The sequence below is a fragment of the Colwellia sp. M166 genome (assembly GCF_024585285.1).
Classification (GTDB): domain Bacteria; phylum Pseudomonadota; class Gammaproteobacteria; order Enterobacterales; family Alteromonadaceae; genus Cognaticolwellia.
Window position 1 is genome coordinate 1,123,709 of sequence record NZ_CP040755.1, and the last position, 17,496, is coordinate 1,141,204.

At 38.8% G+C, this 17,496-nt stretch carries 12 protein-coding genes and 1 pseudogene; 5 read left to right on the forward strand and 8 right to left on the reverse strand.

Annotated features, from left to right (window positions below; translation table 11 throughout):
• Positions 1–155 precede the first annotated feature (155 nt).
• The gene (locus FGD67_RS05100; RefSeq protein ID WP_257173978.1) at positions 156–1,091 is read right to left on the reverse strand and encodes a glyoxylate/hydroxypyruvate reductase A; all 936 of its coding nucleotides are present in this window, start codon (positions 1,089–1,091) and stop codon (positions 156–158) included.
• 128 nt (positions 1,092–1,219) lie between these two features.
• Between FGD67_RS05100 and FGD67_RS05105 the strand changes: the two genes are divergently transcribed.
• Positions 1,220–2,086 (forward strand): PA4780 family RIO1-like protein kinase, encoded by an 867-nt coding sequence (locus FGD67_RS05105; RefSeq protein ID WP_257173979.1) that lies wholly within the window; start codon positions 1,220–1,222, stop codon positions 2,084–2,086.
• A 1,001-nt stretch (positions 2,087–3,087) separates the two neighbouring features.
• Here the strand turns inward: FGD67_RS05105 and FGD67_RS05110 are convergent.
• From FGD67_RS05110 to FGD67_RS05125, 4 genes and pseudogenes are all read right to left on the reverse strand, one after another.
• Positions 3,088–4,551 (reverse strand): anion permease, encoded by a 1,464-nt coding sequence (locus FGD67_RS05110; protein ID WP_257173980.1) that lies wholly within the window; start codon positions 4,549–4,551, stop codon positions 3,088–3,090.
• Positions 4,552–5,237: 686 nt separating this feature from the next.
• Entirely contained in the window at positions 5,238–6,224 is a 987-nt protein-coding gene (locus tag FGD67_RS05115; RefSeq protein ID WP_257173981.1) for a YeiH family protein, read from the reverse strand.
• Between the two features lie 352 nt (positions 6,225–6,576).
• Positions 6,577–7,032: a hypothetical protein gene (locus FGD67_RS05120; protein ID WP_257173982.1), complete on the reverse strand. Its 456-nt coding sequence runs from the start codon at positions 7,030–7,032 to the stop codon at positions 6,577–6,579.
• A 345-nt stretch (positions 7,033–7,377) separates the two neighbouring features.
• Positions 7,378–7,827: pseudogene (locus tag FGD67_RS05125) on the reverse strand (DUF1456 family protein); the annotation flags it as partial.
• A 337-nt stretch (positions 7,828–8,164) separates the two neighbouring features.
• Here FGD67_RS05125 and mfd point away from each other — a divergent pair.
• From mfd to FGD67_RS05145, 4 genes are all read left to right on the forward strand, one after another.
• The gene (gene mfd / locus FGD67_RS05130) at positions 8,165–11,674 is read left to right on the forward strand and encodes a transcription-repair coupling factor (protein WP_257173983.1); all 3,510 of its coding nucleotides are present in this window, start codon (positions 8,165–8,167) and stop codon (positions 11,672–11,674) included.
• A 121-nt stretch (positions 11,675–11,795) separates the two neighbouring features.
• Positions 11,796–13,445, forward strand: coding sequence for a peptidoglycan binding protein CsiV (locus FGD67_RS05135; protein WP_257173984.1), 1,650 nt, complete (start codon positions 11,796–11,798; stop codon positions 13,443–13,445).
• A 60-nt stretch (positions 13,446–13,505) separates the two neighbouring features.
• Positions 13,506–13,787 (forward strand): DUF1244 domain-containing protein, encoded by a 282-nt coding sequence (locus tag FGD67_RS05140; RefSeq protein ID WP_257173985.1) that lies wholly within the window; start codon positions 13,506–13,508, stop codon positions 13,785–13,787.
• Positions 13,788–13,933: 146 nt separating this feature from the next.
• Positions 13,934–14,698 carry an ABC transporter substrate-binding protein gene (locus FGD67_RS05145; protein WP_257173986.1) on the forward strand — a complete coding sequence of 255 codons (765 nt, stop codon included), beginning with the start codon at positions 13,934–13,936 and terminating at the stop codon, positions 14,696–14,698.
• 23 nt (positions 14,699–14,721) lie between these two features.
• Here the strand turns inward: FGD67_RS05145 and FGD67_RS05150 are convergent, their stop codons facing one another.
• The 3 genes from FGD67_RS05150 to FGD67_RS05160 form a co-directional block, all read right to left on the reverse strand.
• Entirely contained in the window at positions 14,722–15,024 is a 303-nt protein-coding gene (locus FGD67_RS05150) for a hypothetical protein (RefSeq protein WP_257173987.1), read from the reverse strand.
• Between the two features lie 497 nt (positions 15,025–15,521).
• On the reverse strand, positions 15,522–16,211 hold the full coding sequence (locus tag FGD67_RS05155; protein WP_257175073.1) for a pseudouridine synthase: 690 nt from the start codon (positions 16,209–16,211) through the stop codon (positions 15,522–15,524).
• Between the two features lie 82 nt (positions 16,212–16,293).
• Positions 16,294–17,442 carry a cupin domain-containing protein gene (locus FGD67_RS05160; protein ID WP_257173988.1) on the reverse strand — a complete coding sequence of 383 codons (1,149 nt, stop codon included), beginning with the start codon at positions 17,440–17,442 and terminating at the stop codon, positions 16,294–16,296.
• Between the last annotated feature and the right edge of the window lie 54 nt (positions 17,443–17,496).

A 17,496-nucleotide genomic window follows, 5' to 3' on the forward strand; every position in this document is an offset into this window, starting at 1 on the left:
AGCTGAAAATATTAATACTTCTCCACTCATACTTCTAAATCCATGCTTCTAAACACATGTTTCTAAGCTAATGGCAAGACACTAGGGTTAATCTTTAACTGCATTTAAACTCGGGATAGTCGCTTTGCAAAGCGATTATCCCGACTACGCAACATTTAATATCCATTAATTTTATCTACCGACTGAGGTATTTCACCTGTAATGCGAAAGCGTGTAATATTTTTCGCCACAATTTCACAAGCACTATTGAGGTTGGTTGGCGCTGAAATATGAGGTAAAACCGTTATATTCGGATGTTGCCAAAGTTCACTATTAACGCTTAAAGGCTCATGGTCAAAAACATCAAGCACTGCATGGCTAATATGTCCAAGCTCCAGCATATGCAATAATTCAGGAGTGTTAATAATACCGCCACGGGCAAAATTAATGATGCGACTCGATTTGGGTAACTGCATTAATAGTGTTTTATTGATAAGCCCTTGCGTTGCTGAAGTTAGCGGCAGTAAACAAACTAAAATATCACTTTGCTTTAACATTTCAGTTAAACCATCCGCTCCGCTGTAAGTGGCTATATTTGCCATCGTCTTCGCTGTACGGCTCCACCCCATCACCTTAAAGCCATTCTTTTTTAATTGCTCAGCACTTGCTTGGCCTAGTTCACCTAAGCCTAGAATGCCGATCCGCCTATCACTTGCTAATAAATGAGGATGTTGTTGCCAATGCTGACTTTGTTGCTGTTTAGCATATAGAGGCATATCGCGATGTAAATATAAACTCCATGCCAATACAGCCTCAGCCATTGTTTGACTGAGTATAGGATCAATCAAACGTACTACCTCAATAGCAGAATCAGCTAACGATATCATCAAATTCTCAACACCGGCCCAAACACTATGTAGCCATAGCAAGTTTTCAAACTCGGTTAATTGCCTAATATCAGGATTGGCAACAATGGCGAGTTGGCAATGCAGCTTTTTTGCCGCTGGCATATCGCTAATATGAACAATTCTTTCGTTAGGCAACGCTTGATTAAGCGCCGCTATCCAAGTAGCTTGTTCAGGCTCAGGTAATTGACTAATAAATGGGATCATCTAAGTTACATTAATATGGCACTGTTTTGATTATAATACCTCAACAGGACAATCTTTTAATCTATTGATAAATAAAAACTTATAATTTTGTTCTTTCTTCCAACGCCCAACTAAGGTATAACGGCGCTATGAAAGTACCTAAACGCATACAGCCACTTGTTGATGATGGCCTAATAGACGAAGTAATAAGCCAATTAATGAGTGGAAAAGAAGCCACTGTTTATATGGTACGTTGCGGCGACGATGTTCGCTGCGCGAAAGTTTACAAAGAAGCTATTAAACGTAGCTTTAAAAAAGCCGCACAATATCAAGAAGGTAGAAAAAGTCGCAATAGCCGTCGCGCTCGAGCAATGGAAAAAGGCTCAAAATACGGTCGAGACCAACAAGAGTCTGCTTGGCAAAACGCTGAGGTTGACGCCTTGTACAAATTGGCAGAAGCTGGCGTACGTGTACCTCAACCCTTTGGTTGTTTCGACGGGGTTTTATTAATGGAGTTAGTTACTGATGACGCCGGCGATGTTGCACCTCGTTTAAATGACGTAGTAATGCCCGCAGAGCAAGCACTAGAAGATCACACACTCGTCATGCATTACGTCAAGTTAATGCTTTGTGCTGGTATTATTCATGGTGATTTATCAGAATTCAACGTGCTTGTTGATGACTATGGTCCAGTTATTATTGATTTACCACAAGCGGTAGATGCCTCAGCTAACAACAATGCTAAAGCCATGTTAATGCGAGATGTTGCGAATATGACTAATTACTACGCTCAATTTAGTCCTGAGTTAAAGCACAGTAAATATGGCCAAGAAATGTGGGCTCTGTTTGAAAGTGGCGAGCTAACAGCAGAGTCAAATCTGACAGGCCTCTTCAAAGAAAACACCCAAAGTGCCGATGTTGATACGGTTTTAGAAGAGATTAAAGCGGCTTTTGAGGAAGAAGAAGCAAGAATAGAACGTATTAGTGAAGCTAATGCTATCGAAAGTGACTATTAGGGGCTATTGATCTTTCAAGATTGTTTTTGCAGCGAATTGTTAGATATTCATACAAAGTAGAGTCTTTATCATGTGGTTATTCCACATAAAAAACGATAAAGACTTTATGCTCCTGCAAAGTCACCTTAGCTCACATCCATGTGGGGCAACGCAGTAAAAATGCCCAACAAACGCGGTCCGAAATAGTCGACTAACAGTACTCTTCTCTTTGTTGCCTGCACGGATGTAGGTACTTTACGAGAGTAGGGGGCGCTAGCTGTGGGTCGTGTTTGTATTGCATGACTCGACTACACACCACTCGCCGTGATTAAAATACTTTTACCTCGAACAAAATTTAACCGTGAAAGCCCCCCCTAGTTAATCGAGGTATTTATGAATCAAAAACGACAATCCAAAACTTATACCAAGTCTATTAAGTTTGTTCCCACTCAGAAACTTAGTAAAATTGGTATAATGCTTTATATGCGGTGCAAACCCACCTGAGGTAATGACATCTAGTTCTTTAACTGCAAAGCTTGATACAGAGTAACGGCCCCCTACAAGAAAAAAACACGGCTAGTAAAGTTGAGTGTTTTATATAACGTAGCGTTCTTTTTAGATAAGCAACCATGTTAAAACCATAAATTCATAATTATTGCTACCAAATTATACTAACAACGTTTTCTTTCAGATCGCTTTCATCATTTTATGATTGTTTGTTGATTCAAACCGATATCATGCGCTAATAAAGCGCAAGAGATTGATAATCTTTCATGACATGATTAATTAATCGGATCTGATGAGGATGACCGTCGATCAATACTAGCCATTGGCGTTCTTGTGTTGGATTACGCTGTACGATGTTGACTCCTTGCCCTCAATTCTCATGATTGACTCTGCCGTTCGCTTGTAAGGCAGTCTCAAGTAGCTTTTATTCGGTAAAAAAATGGTTTGCCAAGATGGCTGATCTGTTTAGTGAGCTATTTTCATAAGAAGACATAACTAAAATTTTCTCTCGTTTTCTACCAAAAACCCAATAATTTCCACCAAACGCCACCAACTACAGTCCAAATTGTAAGGTTAACAACGCTCATAATAAAACCCATTTTCCACCACTCTCCAAGGGTTGCATACCCTGAACCAAACACAATAGGAGAAGTTCCTGTCGCGTAGTGAGTTAATGACATCATTAAAGATGAAGCTCCCGCTAAAAGAAATGCGAGGAAAAGTGGTGGTGCTCCTAGGGCTACTCCTGCTATAAAAAATGCAGCAAACATCGCTGTAATATGTGCTGTTGTACTTGCAAAAAAATAGTGAGTATAAAAGTAGATTAACATTAGAACCAAAACAGACAACTCCCAACCAATGCCAAAATTGGCGATACTTGTCTGCACAACAACTGAAAACCACTTTATCAGGCCGAGTTTATTTAAAAATCCAGCCATCATAATGAGAGCGGCAAACCATATGATTGTATCCCAAGCAGACTTCTCTTTAAGAACATCTTCCCAAGTAAGCACACTAGTTAATAATAAAATTACCAAGCCAAGCAGAGCCACAGTTGTAGCATTTAAAGTAAAAGCACTACCAAAAATCATTGCTGGAACCCCTGCCCATAAGGTAAGCAGTAGTCCAAAAACACCAATCATTATCTTTTCATCCCTAGTCATCTTACCCATCTCTTTTAACTTTTCTTGTGCAAAAGCAGGAGCATTAGGGGTTTCTGAGATCTCTGGAGGAAAAAAGATACGAACCACAATCGGAACTAAAGCAATACATACTAAACCAGGAATCAGTGCCCCAAGCGCCCATTGTCCCCAAGTAATGCTAATATCGGCGGCTGTTGCATCTGAAATCAATTTAACAATCAAAGGATTAGGCGCTGTTGCTGTAATAAACATTGCGGAAGTAATTGGGTTGATGTGATAACTTGTAAGAGCTAGATATTTTCCTACCTTATTGGAAGTTCCTTCTTCAGGTGAAGAGTTAAAGCTTGCTGCAATAGATTTCATAATTGGGTGAATTATCCCTCCCCCGCGTGCAGTATTGCTAGGCGTAACTGGAGCAATAAGCAGTTCTGAAATTGCTAGAGAATATCCTATCCCTATGGTTTTTTTACCAAACACTGAAATAAAATAGTACCCAATACGATTACCTAAACCTGTTTTTGCCAAACCTCTTGAGATAATAATAGCTACACCAATCAACCAAATTAATGGACTAGAAAAACCGCTAAGAGCGTCTTTTATAGCGGTTGATGGGTTTGGACTTGTTACTCCTGTAATTGCAACTAAAGTAATGGCAATTATTGCTATTGCACCGATTGGCATAGCTTTTCCGATAATAGCGGCTATTGTTCCTACAAAAAGTGCTAGAAGATGCCACGATTCAGGGGGAACACCTTGAGGTATTGGGATCACAAACCATATAAGCAGAGTCATTCCTACGGCAATAAGAGCCGGAACCAGTGGAATTTTATTTTTCATGAGATATCCTTTTTTCAATGTAACTATATATAACATCACAATGTGTAGTGACATCTATAGCGCTTTCTGCGCGGTTGTTGTCGATGTTAAATTACCCAACTTCTAAGTCGAAAATAAGTTGTTTATACTATTGGTTAATTAGGGATACGTTTAATTTCTGCGTTTTAGCATGTAGTACTTCAAGTTAAAACTCCATGACGTACGGTATTATTCCTGCCTTTATTTTAACAAGATATAATAACCAGCCAAGTACTTATTGAATAAACCTTGATGACCGACAAGGTTTATTTTCAAATCCTTAGGACCCTACTTTATGACTAGGGGCTATTGATCTTTCAAGATTTTTTTGCAGCGAATTATTGTGTATTTGTCAAGGTCAGAACCTTTATTACGTTATTGCAGATAAAAAGACGATAAAGTCTTTATGCTCCTGCAAAGTCACCTTACCCCACATCCATGTGGGACAACGTAGTAAAAATGTCCAACAAACGCTATCCGAAGGAGTCGGCTAAAAGTATTTTTATCTTGAACAAAATTTAACCGCGAAAGTTCAACAGCCTCTAGTATTAAGTTTTTTGTTTTTCTAACCTATCTTCAACTAAGCTTCAAACCAAACTTTTCAAATTAAGCCCGTCACTGAATAAGTATCAGGGCTTAAATAAAAGCGAGTCGAACTGAAAGCAGCATTAATAAAAGCAGATAATACCGGCGATAATCAAAGTCGCTAAAAATACAGTTTCACTGCCCATTAACAATACCGGTCGCCAACCAACAGAAACCACTTGTTTTAATGAGGTTTTAACTCCAATGGCAGCAATAGCCACCACCAATAAATTACTCGACATACTACGAATTATCTCAATCAGCCAAAGCGGTAGTAAGCCCAAATTTTTAACAAATGCCAAGACAAAAAACATAATTAAAAAGCTGGGAATAAAAGCACTAACACCGCCCGGCATTGCACTATCTTTTTCTTTATAAGCAAAAAACACCATCATGACAATCGGCATTAGTAAAGCCACTCTGAGCAGTTTTATATAAGTCGCTACATCACCTGCTTCTGGAGAAACGCTATAACCTGCGCCAATAACTTGCGCAACATCGTGAATTGCACCGCCAATAAAAACCCCAGCCAATTCATCTGAAAAGCCTAAGTAGCTTGCAACAATAGGATAAAATATCATCGACAAGGTACTAAAAGTGGTAATGCCAATCACCGTTAAAGCAAAATACTTTTCTTGAAATTTATCGTTTGGTAATACCGTTGATATTGCCGCTGCTGCCGAAACACCACACACCGCAACCGCACCACCAGATAAAACACCAAAAGTCTTAGGTAAACCTAAAATACGGGCAAACAAGACACCAAAAAATATGGTTAACAACATGCTTACCATGACAATTAGCGGCGGCGTAATACCAAGCGAAACAATATCTGCAAAAGCAATACGTACGCCAAGTAAGCCGACACAAAAACGCAACAACTCTTTTGAACAGTAGTTAACTCCTGCTTGAATATTTTTATGTTGATAAAATGAATGCAAGATCAAGCCTAATAATAATGCAAACAGCATAACCGGTGCTTGATAGCGAGCAGCAATAATTGTTGCGATAATAGCGACCAATGAACATAAAATCGCACCAAGTAATTTAGCTTTCAAATTGACTAGCATTTATTCATTAAACCGAGGCGTTATTGAGCGGAAGTTAAGCGTTAAATTGTATCACTAGTATTAAGTTTTTTGTTGTTTTTCTAATAAAAACAACAAAAAAGCCTATCTATAGCCATCTCACTCCATCTTAAGAAGTGCTCACTTAGCGTTATTTGAGTGAGATTTGAAAAAACAATATTTATCAAGCTAGTATGATATCTATATCAAGCAAATGTTGTGCAGTTATCACGGTATTCATAAGCTGCCAAAAGGCAAGTGTTAAGGCATGTATGCTGCATTATTGATTAAACCTTTACGTTAAGGCTAACAGAGTATTTTCTTAAACAGATTGGTAAAGGTATCAATCCGTAGATTAAGACTCACTAAACCAGTGATTATTATTAGCTTTAGCTGCAAAGCGTACTAATACTAAGGCAATAAACAGTACCATAATCGGCATTATTGTGCCCGCTGGACCGTAAACTTCATATGAGTTACTGATAAAAAATAAATGGAACATTTGTACAACAACACTAACAAATGACAGCACAAATAACTTATAGCAAATGGGCTTTTTCATTAGTAAAGCTAAACTGCCTAATGTGCCAGTAAACACCGCAACAGCAAAAGCAGCCGTTGCCCACCAAGGCACGCTAGCATATAAGTCCTGTTGAGATTGTGGTAACTCAGCCAATGTTGCTGATGTCATCATCATCTGGTCGATAAACGCCATCACACCCAATAAATTCCATAACAAAGCTAAAGTGGCTGCGAATCTAAACCAGCGAGGTATCGCTACTATTTCTGGGGCTTCCGTTCGATTAGGCATAATAGTTCCTTTATTATTTATAGTGACGATTACACTGACAATTATTGCTTTAACGATAATTGTCAGTTTTTAGATTATATATCCATGCCACTTCAAGATGCCGGATTCAGCTGAAATTGAGCTGCTACTTAGTTACTCACCCCAAATATCTTTCGGTTTAAGCTTTAACACTTTTCGTTCACCAGGTTGACGTTCAACTTTAGTTTTATTCGGATTAACATAAATTTTACTGGCGTTAGCTTTTGCTGAATTATAATTTTTAGCCGCTAAAACCTGCTCTAATTTATCTTTACTTTCTTCAACTGTAGGGCTTGTTACTTGCGCTTTAGCTCGACGTTGGACATGAAACTTTTTATCAATACCCTGCAAAAAATTACGTAATACTTGATCTTTACATTCGCGATAGTTTTTATGATCAGGCTTGCGAGAAAAAGCACTTAATTCCGGTTTATTTAAATTAAAATTGGCTAACGCCAATATTTCAATAATATCTTCCGCTTTTAAATTAAAAGCAATTTTAAGCTTAGTAAGAATAAGATTATTATTTAAACGCTTTTCGGCTTTTACAGGCTCGCCCTCTTTTTTACCACGACGTTCATTAATAAAGCCATTTAAAAACGCCGCACAAGTCGTATCAGGACAATTGACATAAGCAGGGTCTTCTTCTTTTTTTAACCAGTTACTGATTTGATCACGCGTCACGGTTAAATCGCCAGCAGCAAAAATAGCGATAACCTTTTGATCATTAAAATTAAAGGTATATCTCAGGCGACGCAAAACATCGTTGTTAGTCACAAACTTCTCCAAAAAACCAACGAACTTCGCTGGTTAGTATTGTTTTTACCATACCTAATGTCATTAAGTATTTATAATACAATAGTGCTTCAATTACCTAGTATTATACACGCTTTAAATAATGAGATCTTTAGCCGCAAGGCTATTTAACACAAAAGCTTCAAGGCTTTACATTTAGCGGTTAAAGATCCGGTAAAACTCATGTTAAGATACCGACAAATTATCCTGAAATCGTCAGTTAATCTGTCGATATATAGCCGGATCACTTCAAGCTGCAAAATTTCAGCTTGCTGTACTATGGCTATCGTTATTTAGCATTAAAGCAATAAGAGCAGTCATGAGTAAAAATGTTAGTCTATTCAATCCAGTATTAGCTAAAAACCGTGGTAAAAGTACCGACAGAAAAATCTGGCAAAATCTGCCTGGAAGTAGTGCAAGTATTGCTATTTTTCATGGTGCATTGTCCACACAGCAGCCAATATTATTACTCACTCATGATACGCCTTCGGCATTACGTTTAGAGCAAGAATTGGCGAGTTTGAATCAACAGGCACAGTTACCCATTTGTTTATTTCCAGATTGGGAAACCTTACCGTATGATACATTTTCACCACACCAAGATATTATTTCACAGCGTTTAGCCACCTTGTACCAGTTATCACGCATGGACAAGGGCATTGTTATTGTGCCAATTTCAACTTTAATGCAGCGTCTGGCACCTAAGCAATATTTAGAAGCCAATAGCTTAATCATCAAAAAAGGTGATAAAAAAGACTTACATCAACTTAGGCAAGAATTAGAAGCAAGCGGCTACCGCTGTGTTGATCAAGTCATGGAGCACGGTGAGTTCTCAGCCCGTGGCGCTATACTTGATATTTTCCCTATGGGCAGTAAAACACCGTTTCGTTTAGACTTTTTTGATGACGAAATTGATGAAATACGCTTATTTGATCCAGAAAACCAGCGCTCAAGTGATAAAATATCTGGCATTGATCTACTGCCTGCGCATGAGTTTCCTACCGACACTGACGGCACCAACTTATTTCGCAGTCAATATCGCGAGCAATTTACCAGCGTTATTGATAAAGAATCTATTTACCATCAAGTTAGTAATGGCATTATGCCTGCTGGCATCGAATACTATTTGCCATTATTTTTTAAACAAACCAATACCTTATGTGATTACCTCTCAGCAAATACGCTCGTTATTATCAGTGGTGATATTGATAAAGCCTTAACACATTACTGGTCGGATATTGAGTACCGCTATGAAGATAGGCGTTATGATCCAACCCGACCATTGCTACCGCCTAAACAGTTATTTCTTAATAGTGAAGAACTGTACAGCGCATTAAAACCCTTTGATCGCATCAATTTAAAGCCTGAAGTTAATGACGACGACGTCAAAGCTTCGCAAGTACAATTTGATGTCCATACGCTACCAGATCTAACGATAGATCATAAACTTAAGCAGCCATTTGAATTACTTAATAACTTTATTGCCAGTAAAGAAACACCGAATAAATTGTTATTTGTTGCTGAGAGCCAAGGGCGTCGAGAGAGTGTTTTAGAATTACTGCACCGTAATCAAATTAAACCTAATGTTTTTGACAGTATTGAAGACTTTGTTAATAGTGATGACCTACTAGGTATCACGGTTAACGCCTTAAGTGCCGGCTTTATTTTTCAAGCGAAAGGCAGTGCTAAAAAAAATGCCATAGCCTTAATAACTGAAGCTGAATTGCTGGGTGACCGGGTTCGTCAAACGCGTCGCCGTAATAAACAACTCGACACCCAAAATGAAGCAATATTTAAAAACTTGGCCGAACTCAGTATCGGCCAACCTGTGGTTCATATTGAACACGGCATAGGTCGTTACATGGGCTTACAGACGATTGAAAATGGCGGTATTACCACTGAATTTTTGATGCTCAGTTATGCCGGCGAATCGAAATTATATGTCCCCGTAGCCTCATTACATTTAATCAGTCGCTATTCAGGCGCTGATGCAGATCACGCACCTTTGCATAAACTTGGCAACGATACTTGGAGCAAAGCTAAGCAAAAGGCGGCAGAAAAAGTACGTGATGTTGCCGCTGAACTACTAGATATTTATGCTAAACGTGCCAGTAATCACGGTTATAGTTTTAAACGTGACAAAGCTGATTACCGTGCTTTTGCTGACAGTTTTGGCTTTGAAGAAACCTTAGATCAAGAGCAAGCGATCAATGCTGTGATCAGCGACATGTTATCACCACAAGCTATGGATAGATTAGTTTGTGGTGATGTCGGATTTGGTAAAACAGAAGTGGCCATGCGTGCCGCCTTTGTTGCAGTAAACGACGGCAAACAAGTCGCGATATTAGTGCCAACTACCTTACTCGCTCAACAGCACTACGAAAACTTCCGTGACCGCTTCGCTAATTGGCCAGTGAACATTGAAGTTCTGTCGCGCTTTAAAACCGCAAAAGAACAAAATGCTATAATCAAAGATGTTGAGTCTGGCCAAATTGACATTTTGATAGGCACCCATAAACTTTTACAAAACAGCATAAAATATAAAGATTTAGGACTATTAGTTGTTGATGAAGAACACAGGTTTGGTGTTAAACAAAAAGAAAAAATTAAGCAACTACGGGCTAATGTCGATATTTTAACCTTGACTGCCACACCAATTCCACGAACCTTAAATATGGCTATGGGCGGCATGCGTGATTTATCTATTATAGCAACACCACCAGCCAAGCGCTTAGCAGTAAAAACATTTGTTCGCCAACGTGACGATGCTTTAATTCGCGAATCAATTCTCAGAGAAATATTACGTGGCGGTCAGGTGTACTTCTTACATAACAATGTCGACACCATAGATAAAACTGCCGCAGATATTCAAGCATTACTGCCGGAAGCAAAAATTACGACCGCTCATGGCCAAATGCGTGAGCGCGATCTCGAACGTATTATGAGTGACTTTTACCACCAACGTTACAACGTATTGGTTTGTACTACTATTATTGAAACCGGTATTGATGTTCCTAGCGCCAATACAATCATAATGGACCGAGCAGATCATTTAGGTTTAGCGCAATTACATCAATTACGTGGTCGTGTTGGTCGTTCGCATCACCAAGCCTATGCTTACTTGTTAACACCGCATGAAAAACGCATGACCAAAGATGCGAAAAAACGTCTTGAAGCTATCGCATCATTAGAAGACTTAGGCGCTGGCTTTACCTTGGCAACCCATGATTTAGAAATTCGTGGGGCCGGTGAATTATTAGGCGAAGATCAAAGTGGTTCAATGAGCCAAGTCGGCTTTAGTCTTTATATGGAAATGCTTGATGCCGCCGTTGCCGCATTAAAAGACGGTAAGCAACTATCGCTAGAGCAGGTGATGAAAACACAAACCGAAGTCGATCTGCGGGTCGCTGCTCTATTACCTGATGATTATATTTTCGATGTTAGTATCCGCTTAAGCTTGTATAAGCGCATCGCTAGCTGTAAAAATAAGCAAGCGCTTGATGACGTACAAGTTGAGCTTATTGATCGTTTTGGACTATTACCACAATCAGCAAAAAATTTAATTCATATCGCTAAGCTTAAACTTAAAGCGGAAAAAATTGGTATTACCCGTATTGATGTTGGTCCGGCGGGTGGCGCAATTGAATTTAGTAGTGATACCAAAGTAGACGCCATGTTCATCATAGGCTTGATACAGCAACAACCAAAGATCTATAAAATGGACGGGGCCAACAAATTGAAATTTAAACAAGCAACTGATGATGCAAAATCTCGCTTTGTTTTAGTTACCACCATGTTGAACGAGTTGGCCAATCATTTACGGGCATAATATCTAATAAAGCTAACTCATGCTGCAAGGTAAATGTTTGATAATTTATGTATTGATCAACTTTTGCTATTATTATAAACAAGCGAATGGCTTGCTAAAATAACCCTTAATTGGAAACTGAATGAAATTAACTCAACTATTTTTATGCTCTGCCGCCTTAACATTACCACTAGCGTTACAGGCAGCAACATCAAAAAATAACGACCGATGGTTTGAAGTAGAAATTATCCTTTTTAGCCAATTAGGTGATAAAAGTCAGTTAACAGAAAGTTTTCCAGACAGCAGTGAGTTACCTAAATATCGCCGCGTGGAAGACTTACTCGCCCGTTATTTAAACCCTGACATTCGTAGTTTAAAGCAGTTATTGCCTAATTGTGAGACGCCTGAGTATCCTCAAGACTTAATTAAGACCAAGGCACAACTGCCTGCACTATTTCATCAAAAAACCTTAACGCAAATAGCACAATTAGTAGATACCCACACATCAAACACGACAGTCGATGCCAATATTACTGGCTCAAATAGCACTGATTTAACCGGTGATAGTCACTTTGACGATGCAGCGGCAACAGACAAACTTAATGCCCGTAATAACAACACAGTCACAGAAATTAATCGCCAAGCAGCCAATAGCGAAAGTTTAAGCAATTCGGTTTTAAGTAACGTAGACTCAAATAGTGATGCGACCAACAACAATAACTTAAGCAATATGGCTGATATAGATTCAGTGCCATTACCAAGTCAATTATCAGCCGCAAAATATACCAGAATACAACAACTGGTATCAGCCGCTGACGCTGAATTTCAACAGCTAAAATTTCAATATAGCGCAAACGTAGAGCCTAAATTATTATGCCGTATTGATCAGCAGCACTTTGCTGATTACCAAGCAAATAATCCTAGTTTTGACTACTACAGTTTTACTGTCGATAAAATGCCATTATTAATTGATGCGCCAGAAGATGCTAGCAGCAACCAAAGCCATTTACTGAGCAAAGAATCCTTACAACTTGATGATGTCATCAAAGATTTAAAGTACAGCAAAAACTTTCGCCCTTTATTACATATGGGCTGGCGACAAGTTGCTCGACCTAAAAAGCAGTCTATTCCTGTCAAAGTCTATGCCGGTGAAAATTTCGCGGTTGATCACCAAAAGAAATTAAGCCGCTTCAATGACACAAAAACCCAGCAAATAGCGCAATTGCTTGAACAAACAGGTGCTGAAACTTCAACAATATCTGCTTTAACTGAAAATATTGCTGCTGACCTTGAGCAAGTTAAAAGTAATCAAGCTGAACAATTACAAGCCGCCAAAAAAGCCCGTTTAGAAAAAATTATTAGCCAAGTATCACAAGTCAATGACAACACTGATGAACTGCTAACACAGCTTGACCATGAAGACTTGTCGTTAAAATTTGCCGGTGAGAATATCACGACAACAACACAAGCAACCCCACCACTTCCGCCAGTTCAACCGTGGTTTATTGATGGTTTTTTTAATATTCATTTAAAACATTATTTATTTATTACTGCTGACTTTAATATTTTAGATAAAAATTTATCAGAACTTGCCACGGCACAATTAGCAAGTTCAACAGGACAAAATACGGCAACAGATATGGTAAATGCGATACCAACACAAGCAAAGGCTATTCGCTTTAAACAAGACCGACGAGTGATCAGTGGAGAAGTGCATTATTTCGATCATCCCTATATGGGCATGATAGTGCAAATTCGACCTTACACAAAACCAGATTTAACATCAGAATAAAATTATCGGCTAAGATAGTCACAAGTCATATTTTTCAACAAGAGATAATTGGAGAACATTATGGATAAAGAAATTGAAATTCAAGCGGCAGTATTTCGTCGTTTACTGGCGCATTTAGACAATCGAAAAGATGTACAAAACATCGAACTAATGAATCTTGCCGGCTTTTGTCGCAACTGTTTGTCAAAGTGGACCGTCGCAGAAGCTGAAAAACTAGAGGTAACTGTTAATATCGACGATGCCCGCGCACAGGTTTACGGCATGCCCTATAGCGAATGGAAAGAAAAACACCAGTTACCAGCAACAGCTGAGCAACTAGAACAGTTTAATCAAAAGCAATAAGCTCAGAGCAATGAGCGTTATTAACCATGCTCATTGCTGCTATGGTCAAAGCTTAATGCCGATATAATATCACTTAGGTACAATCATCAAGATATGAGCACCAAGGTATAACGCACAGAATAGAAAGTGGTGAGGTAAGCGAGCTGATGAAATTTTACGTTTTTATATTTATGTTAACAATATCATTCACGTTAAGCTTTTCAGCTGCAGGACAACAAGTTCTTCGTACTTCATATTACAGCCAAAATATTGCCCCACAGCTATTTTTCGATATTAATGGCCGCCCAACCAGCGGTATTTTATTTGATATAACCCATGCCATCGCCGATAAACTCGACGCTAAGCTTGAAATGCTACCTATTCCGCGCAAAAGAGTAGAACAATCTTTAATCAAAAATATTATTGATATGCATTGTGTTGCCAACAAGCAATGGTACAAACGCGGTGATTTGCAGTGGAGTGCTGTGCTTTATAACAACCCAGATATTCTAATAAATAATCTCGGTATGACCACTTTAACTGATTTGGCTAAGCATAAAAAACTAAAAATCGGCACGTCGCTGGGATATATCTATCCGGAATTAGTTACTTTTATCAATAATAAAAATATCCATCCCGTTACTAGCTTATCTCCGGGTGATAGCTATAAAAAGTATCGTAAAAACAGAATTGCTGGTTTTATTATTCCAGAAATTGAAGCATCATATTTTTTAAAAGAACCATCAGATGCAGTAATAAGCTTAAATGATAATAAAATTCGCTGTGCTTTTTCTCCCAGCATGAAAAGAATGCAAGTAAAACGCATTAATAATATCATTATGGAATTGAAGTCCTCAGGTCAAATAAAGTTCATATTAAGTAAATATAACAACATGCCAAAAATATTAGCGATCACCAGCACAGCCGAATAAATATTTTAGCAACTTAGTAGTAATCAAACTTTAAGAGATAAGTCCGTTGTCGCTGTTCTTCTATCTTTTTTATCACGAGATTCTAACCAACGGCCACGCTTCATACTCTGCAGACGCCGATCGTCACCTGCACGGCGCTCATTATCTGGCCCTGTTTTTAAGTCATTATTGTTCAAAGCCATTTGTTGGTCTTCAGAGTGAGGCTTTTTAGTGGCGTTCTTTGCTTGGGACTTTTTTGCTTGTGATTGCCGCTGCCGACTGTCTTTTGCTGAAGGTTCAGCTTTTGCAGTATAACTTGATGGTAATAACTCAGTTAAAACGTCCATTAACCTTTCCCTTGCAGATGCTTAAAACAATGACTCACTGTTTATTAAATCGGCAGTTGTGGTAAAAAGTTTAGTTATTTATTTTAAAGGCGCTAACGAATTGACACTTCAAAGTCTTAGCTTATGTGGATCGTTAAAAATAATGAGAAATGCGTCACACGATGAGAAAATCTAACATATTAATTAAGTTTTGTTGTCCTCCTAATCTATAAAATTTATCTTAAACAGTCCGCTTTGCCATGTGGTCATTAACGTTTGAAATATTAACCATCACTTAGTGCGCTTCAGAGACATCAAGATTTAAACGAACACTCACTCTAAATTAGCGCTGATGCCAATATCGCTATTCAATAACAACTCATCTAGAGTCACGCGCAATATTGATGTTTGATACCAGTAAGGGCCATTAAAACACGCTTTTTTACTCTATTTATCCTTACAGTCCAGAAAACCTGTAACAAGAGTTCTCACTATTTATGAATATCCACACTTGATATTTATAAAAAAGCATCAACCTCAACTTGAGTTAAGTAACGCCATTCACCTAGCGGTAAATTGGCTAATTTTATCGGACCAATTTGCTCACGATGCAAACCAACAACTTTATTACCAACGGCGGCAAACATACGTTTGACTTGATGATACTTACCTTCCGTTATGGTTAATAGCACTTCTCGATCTGCAACTTGCAGCAACTTTGCGGGGCGAGTTAAGCCCTCTTCACCTTGTAGCTGTACGCCATGAATAAATTTTTCTGCGGTATCAGCTTTTAATGCATCACGTAACCAGACACGATAAACTTTTTCACACTGTTTTTTCGGTGAAATAATGTTATGTGACCAACGACCATCATCGGTTATTAACACTAAGCCGGTAGTATCGGCATCTAAACGTCCGGCAATATGCATATCAAAAGCTCTATCGACATCAAGCAAGTGTAATAACGATGGATAAATTTCATCAACATTTGAACAAATGGTATCTACTGGCTTATGCAGAATAATATAGCGAGAGCTGCGTGCGGTTAGCGCTTGGCCTTCAATACAAATACAGTTATTTTCATGCACTTGGGTTGCAGGATCTTTCACTATTAGGTCATTAACCGTGACTTTGCCAATTTTAAGCAGCTTTTTAGCTTCGCTGCGGGTAAGTTCGGTGCTTTTACAAATAAATTTATCGAGGCGCATAGTCAGTATTGTCGTTAATAGCGAATGGAATAAAGGCGACGCTATTATCGCCATTTAAACAGCTTTAGCAAGGCTATAACACTCATGAGTCAGAAAAATACCAATATCCTGCGGTAACTTGCTGAGCAATGAAATCGATAAAATCACGATTTTTTAGCCAAGGTTTTAACTGCTCAGTGCTAACAACCACTTGATCACACATTAACTGTACTATTGGCGCAATAGCCGCCGGAAATTTCGCCGCGCTGCCATTAATATAACAAAGCCCTTGTAATAAGGTTTCTGGAAAATAAAAGGCTCTCAGCCCGCCTAAGCGCATTAAGTTGTGCTCAGTCATCGCGAAGATAACATGCTCGGTTTCAATCAGTTCATTATGAGCTTGCAAATCAAGTTCATGCTTGGCTTGGGTATAAAAACTGCCGATAAAATCACCCAACATATCGTTATCTTGAGTTAATGATGTAATTTGTTGTTTTATCATGGCAAAGTCAGCATGATTTATTGCGCCGCTATATTGGCTTATTTCGCGCTCAGGATCAGAAATTAACTCGCCACCTTGCTCATGATCAATTAAATGATCAGCCAAGCCACTCAATAAACTTACCGCAGACTGGGCACGAAAACCAACCGAGAAACTTAAACTGGTTTCTAAGGTAATACCTTCATGCGGAAATCCTGGTGGAATATATAAAATATCTCCTGGTGCTAATTCAACATCAATAATCGCTTTAAAAGCTTCAACATGCAACAAAGCAGGATGGGCGGTATACTCTCGATGCTGTCCTTTATCACCCACACGCCAATGACGTTTACCAGAGCCTTGGCAAATAAAAACATCATACCAGTCAATATGAGGGCCAACGCCGCCGCCAGGGGTTGCAAAACTCACCATCAAATCATCTAAACGCCACTGCGGAATAAAGCGAAATGGCTCGATCATTTGTGCCGCCTCTTCCGACCAATGATCAAGGGCTTGTACCACTAACGACCAATTCTTATCACCTAAATGTTGATAAGAGTCGAACGGGCCAAACTGCGCTTGCCATTGCTCTCCTTCCTTATAAACTAAACGCGACTCAACTTCTTCTTCACATGCCAAGCCTGCAATCTCATCGGCACTGATCGGATCTTGAAAGTTTTTAAAGCCTTGGCGAATAACCAGCGGTTTTTTCTGCCAATATTTTGTTAAAAATTCTTCTGGATTAAACTCTTCAGCGTTCAGTTGATACATTTAATGACCTTTTAGTTAAGATGAATTCGAGGTTAATAATAGTTAACCTGAGCA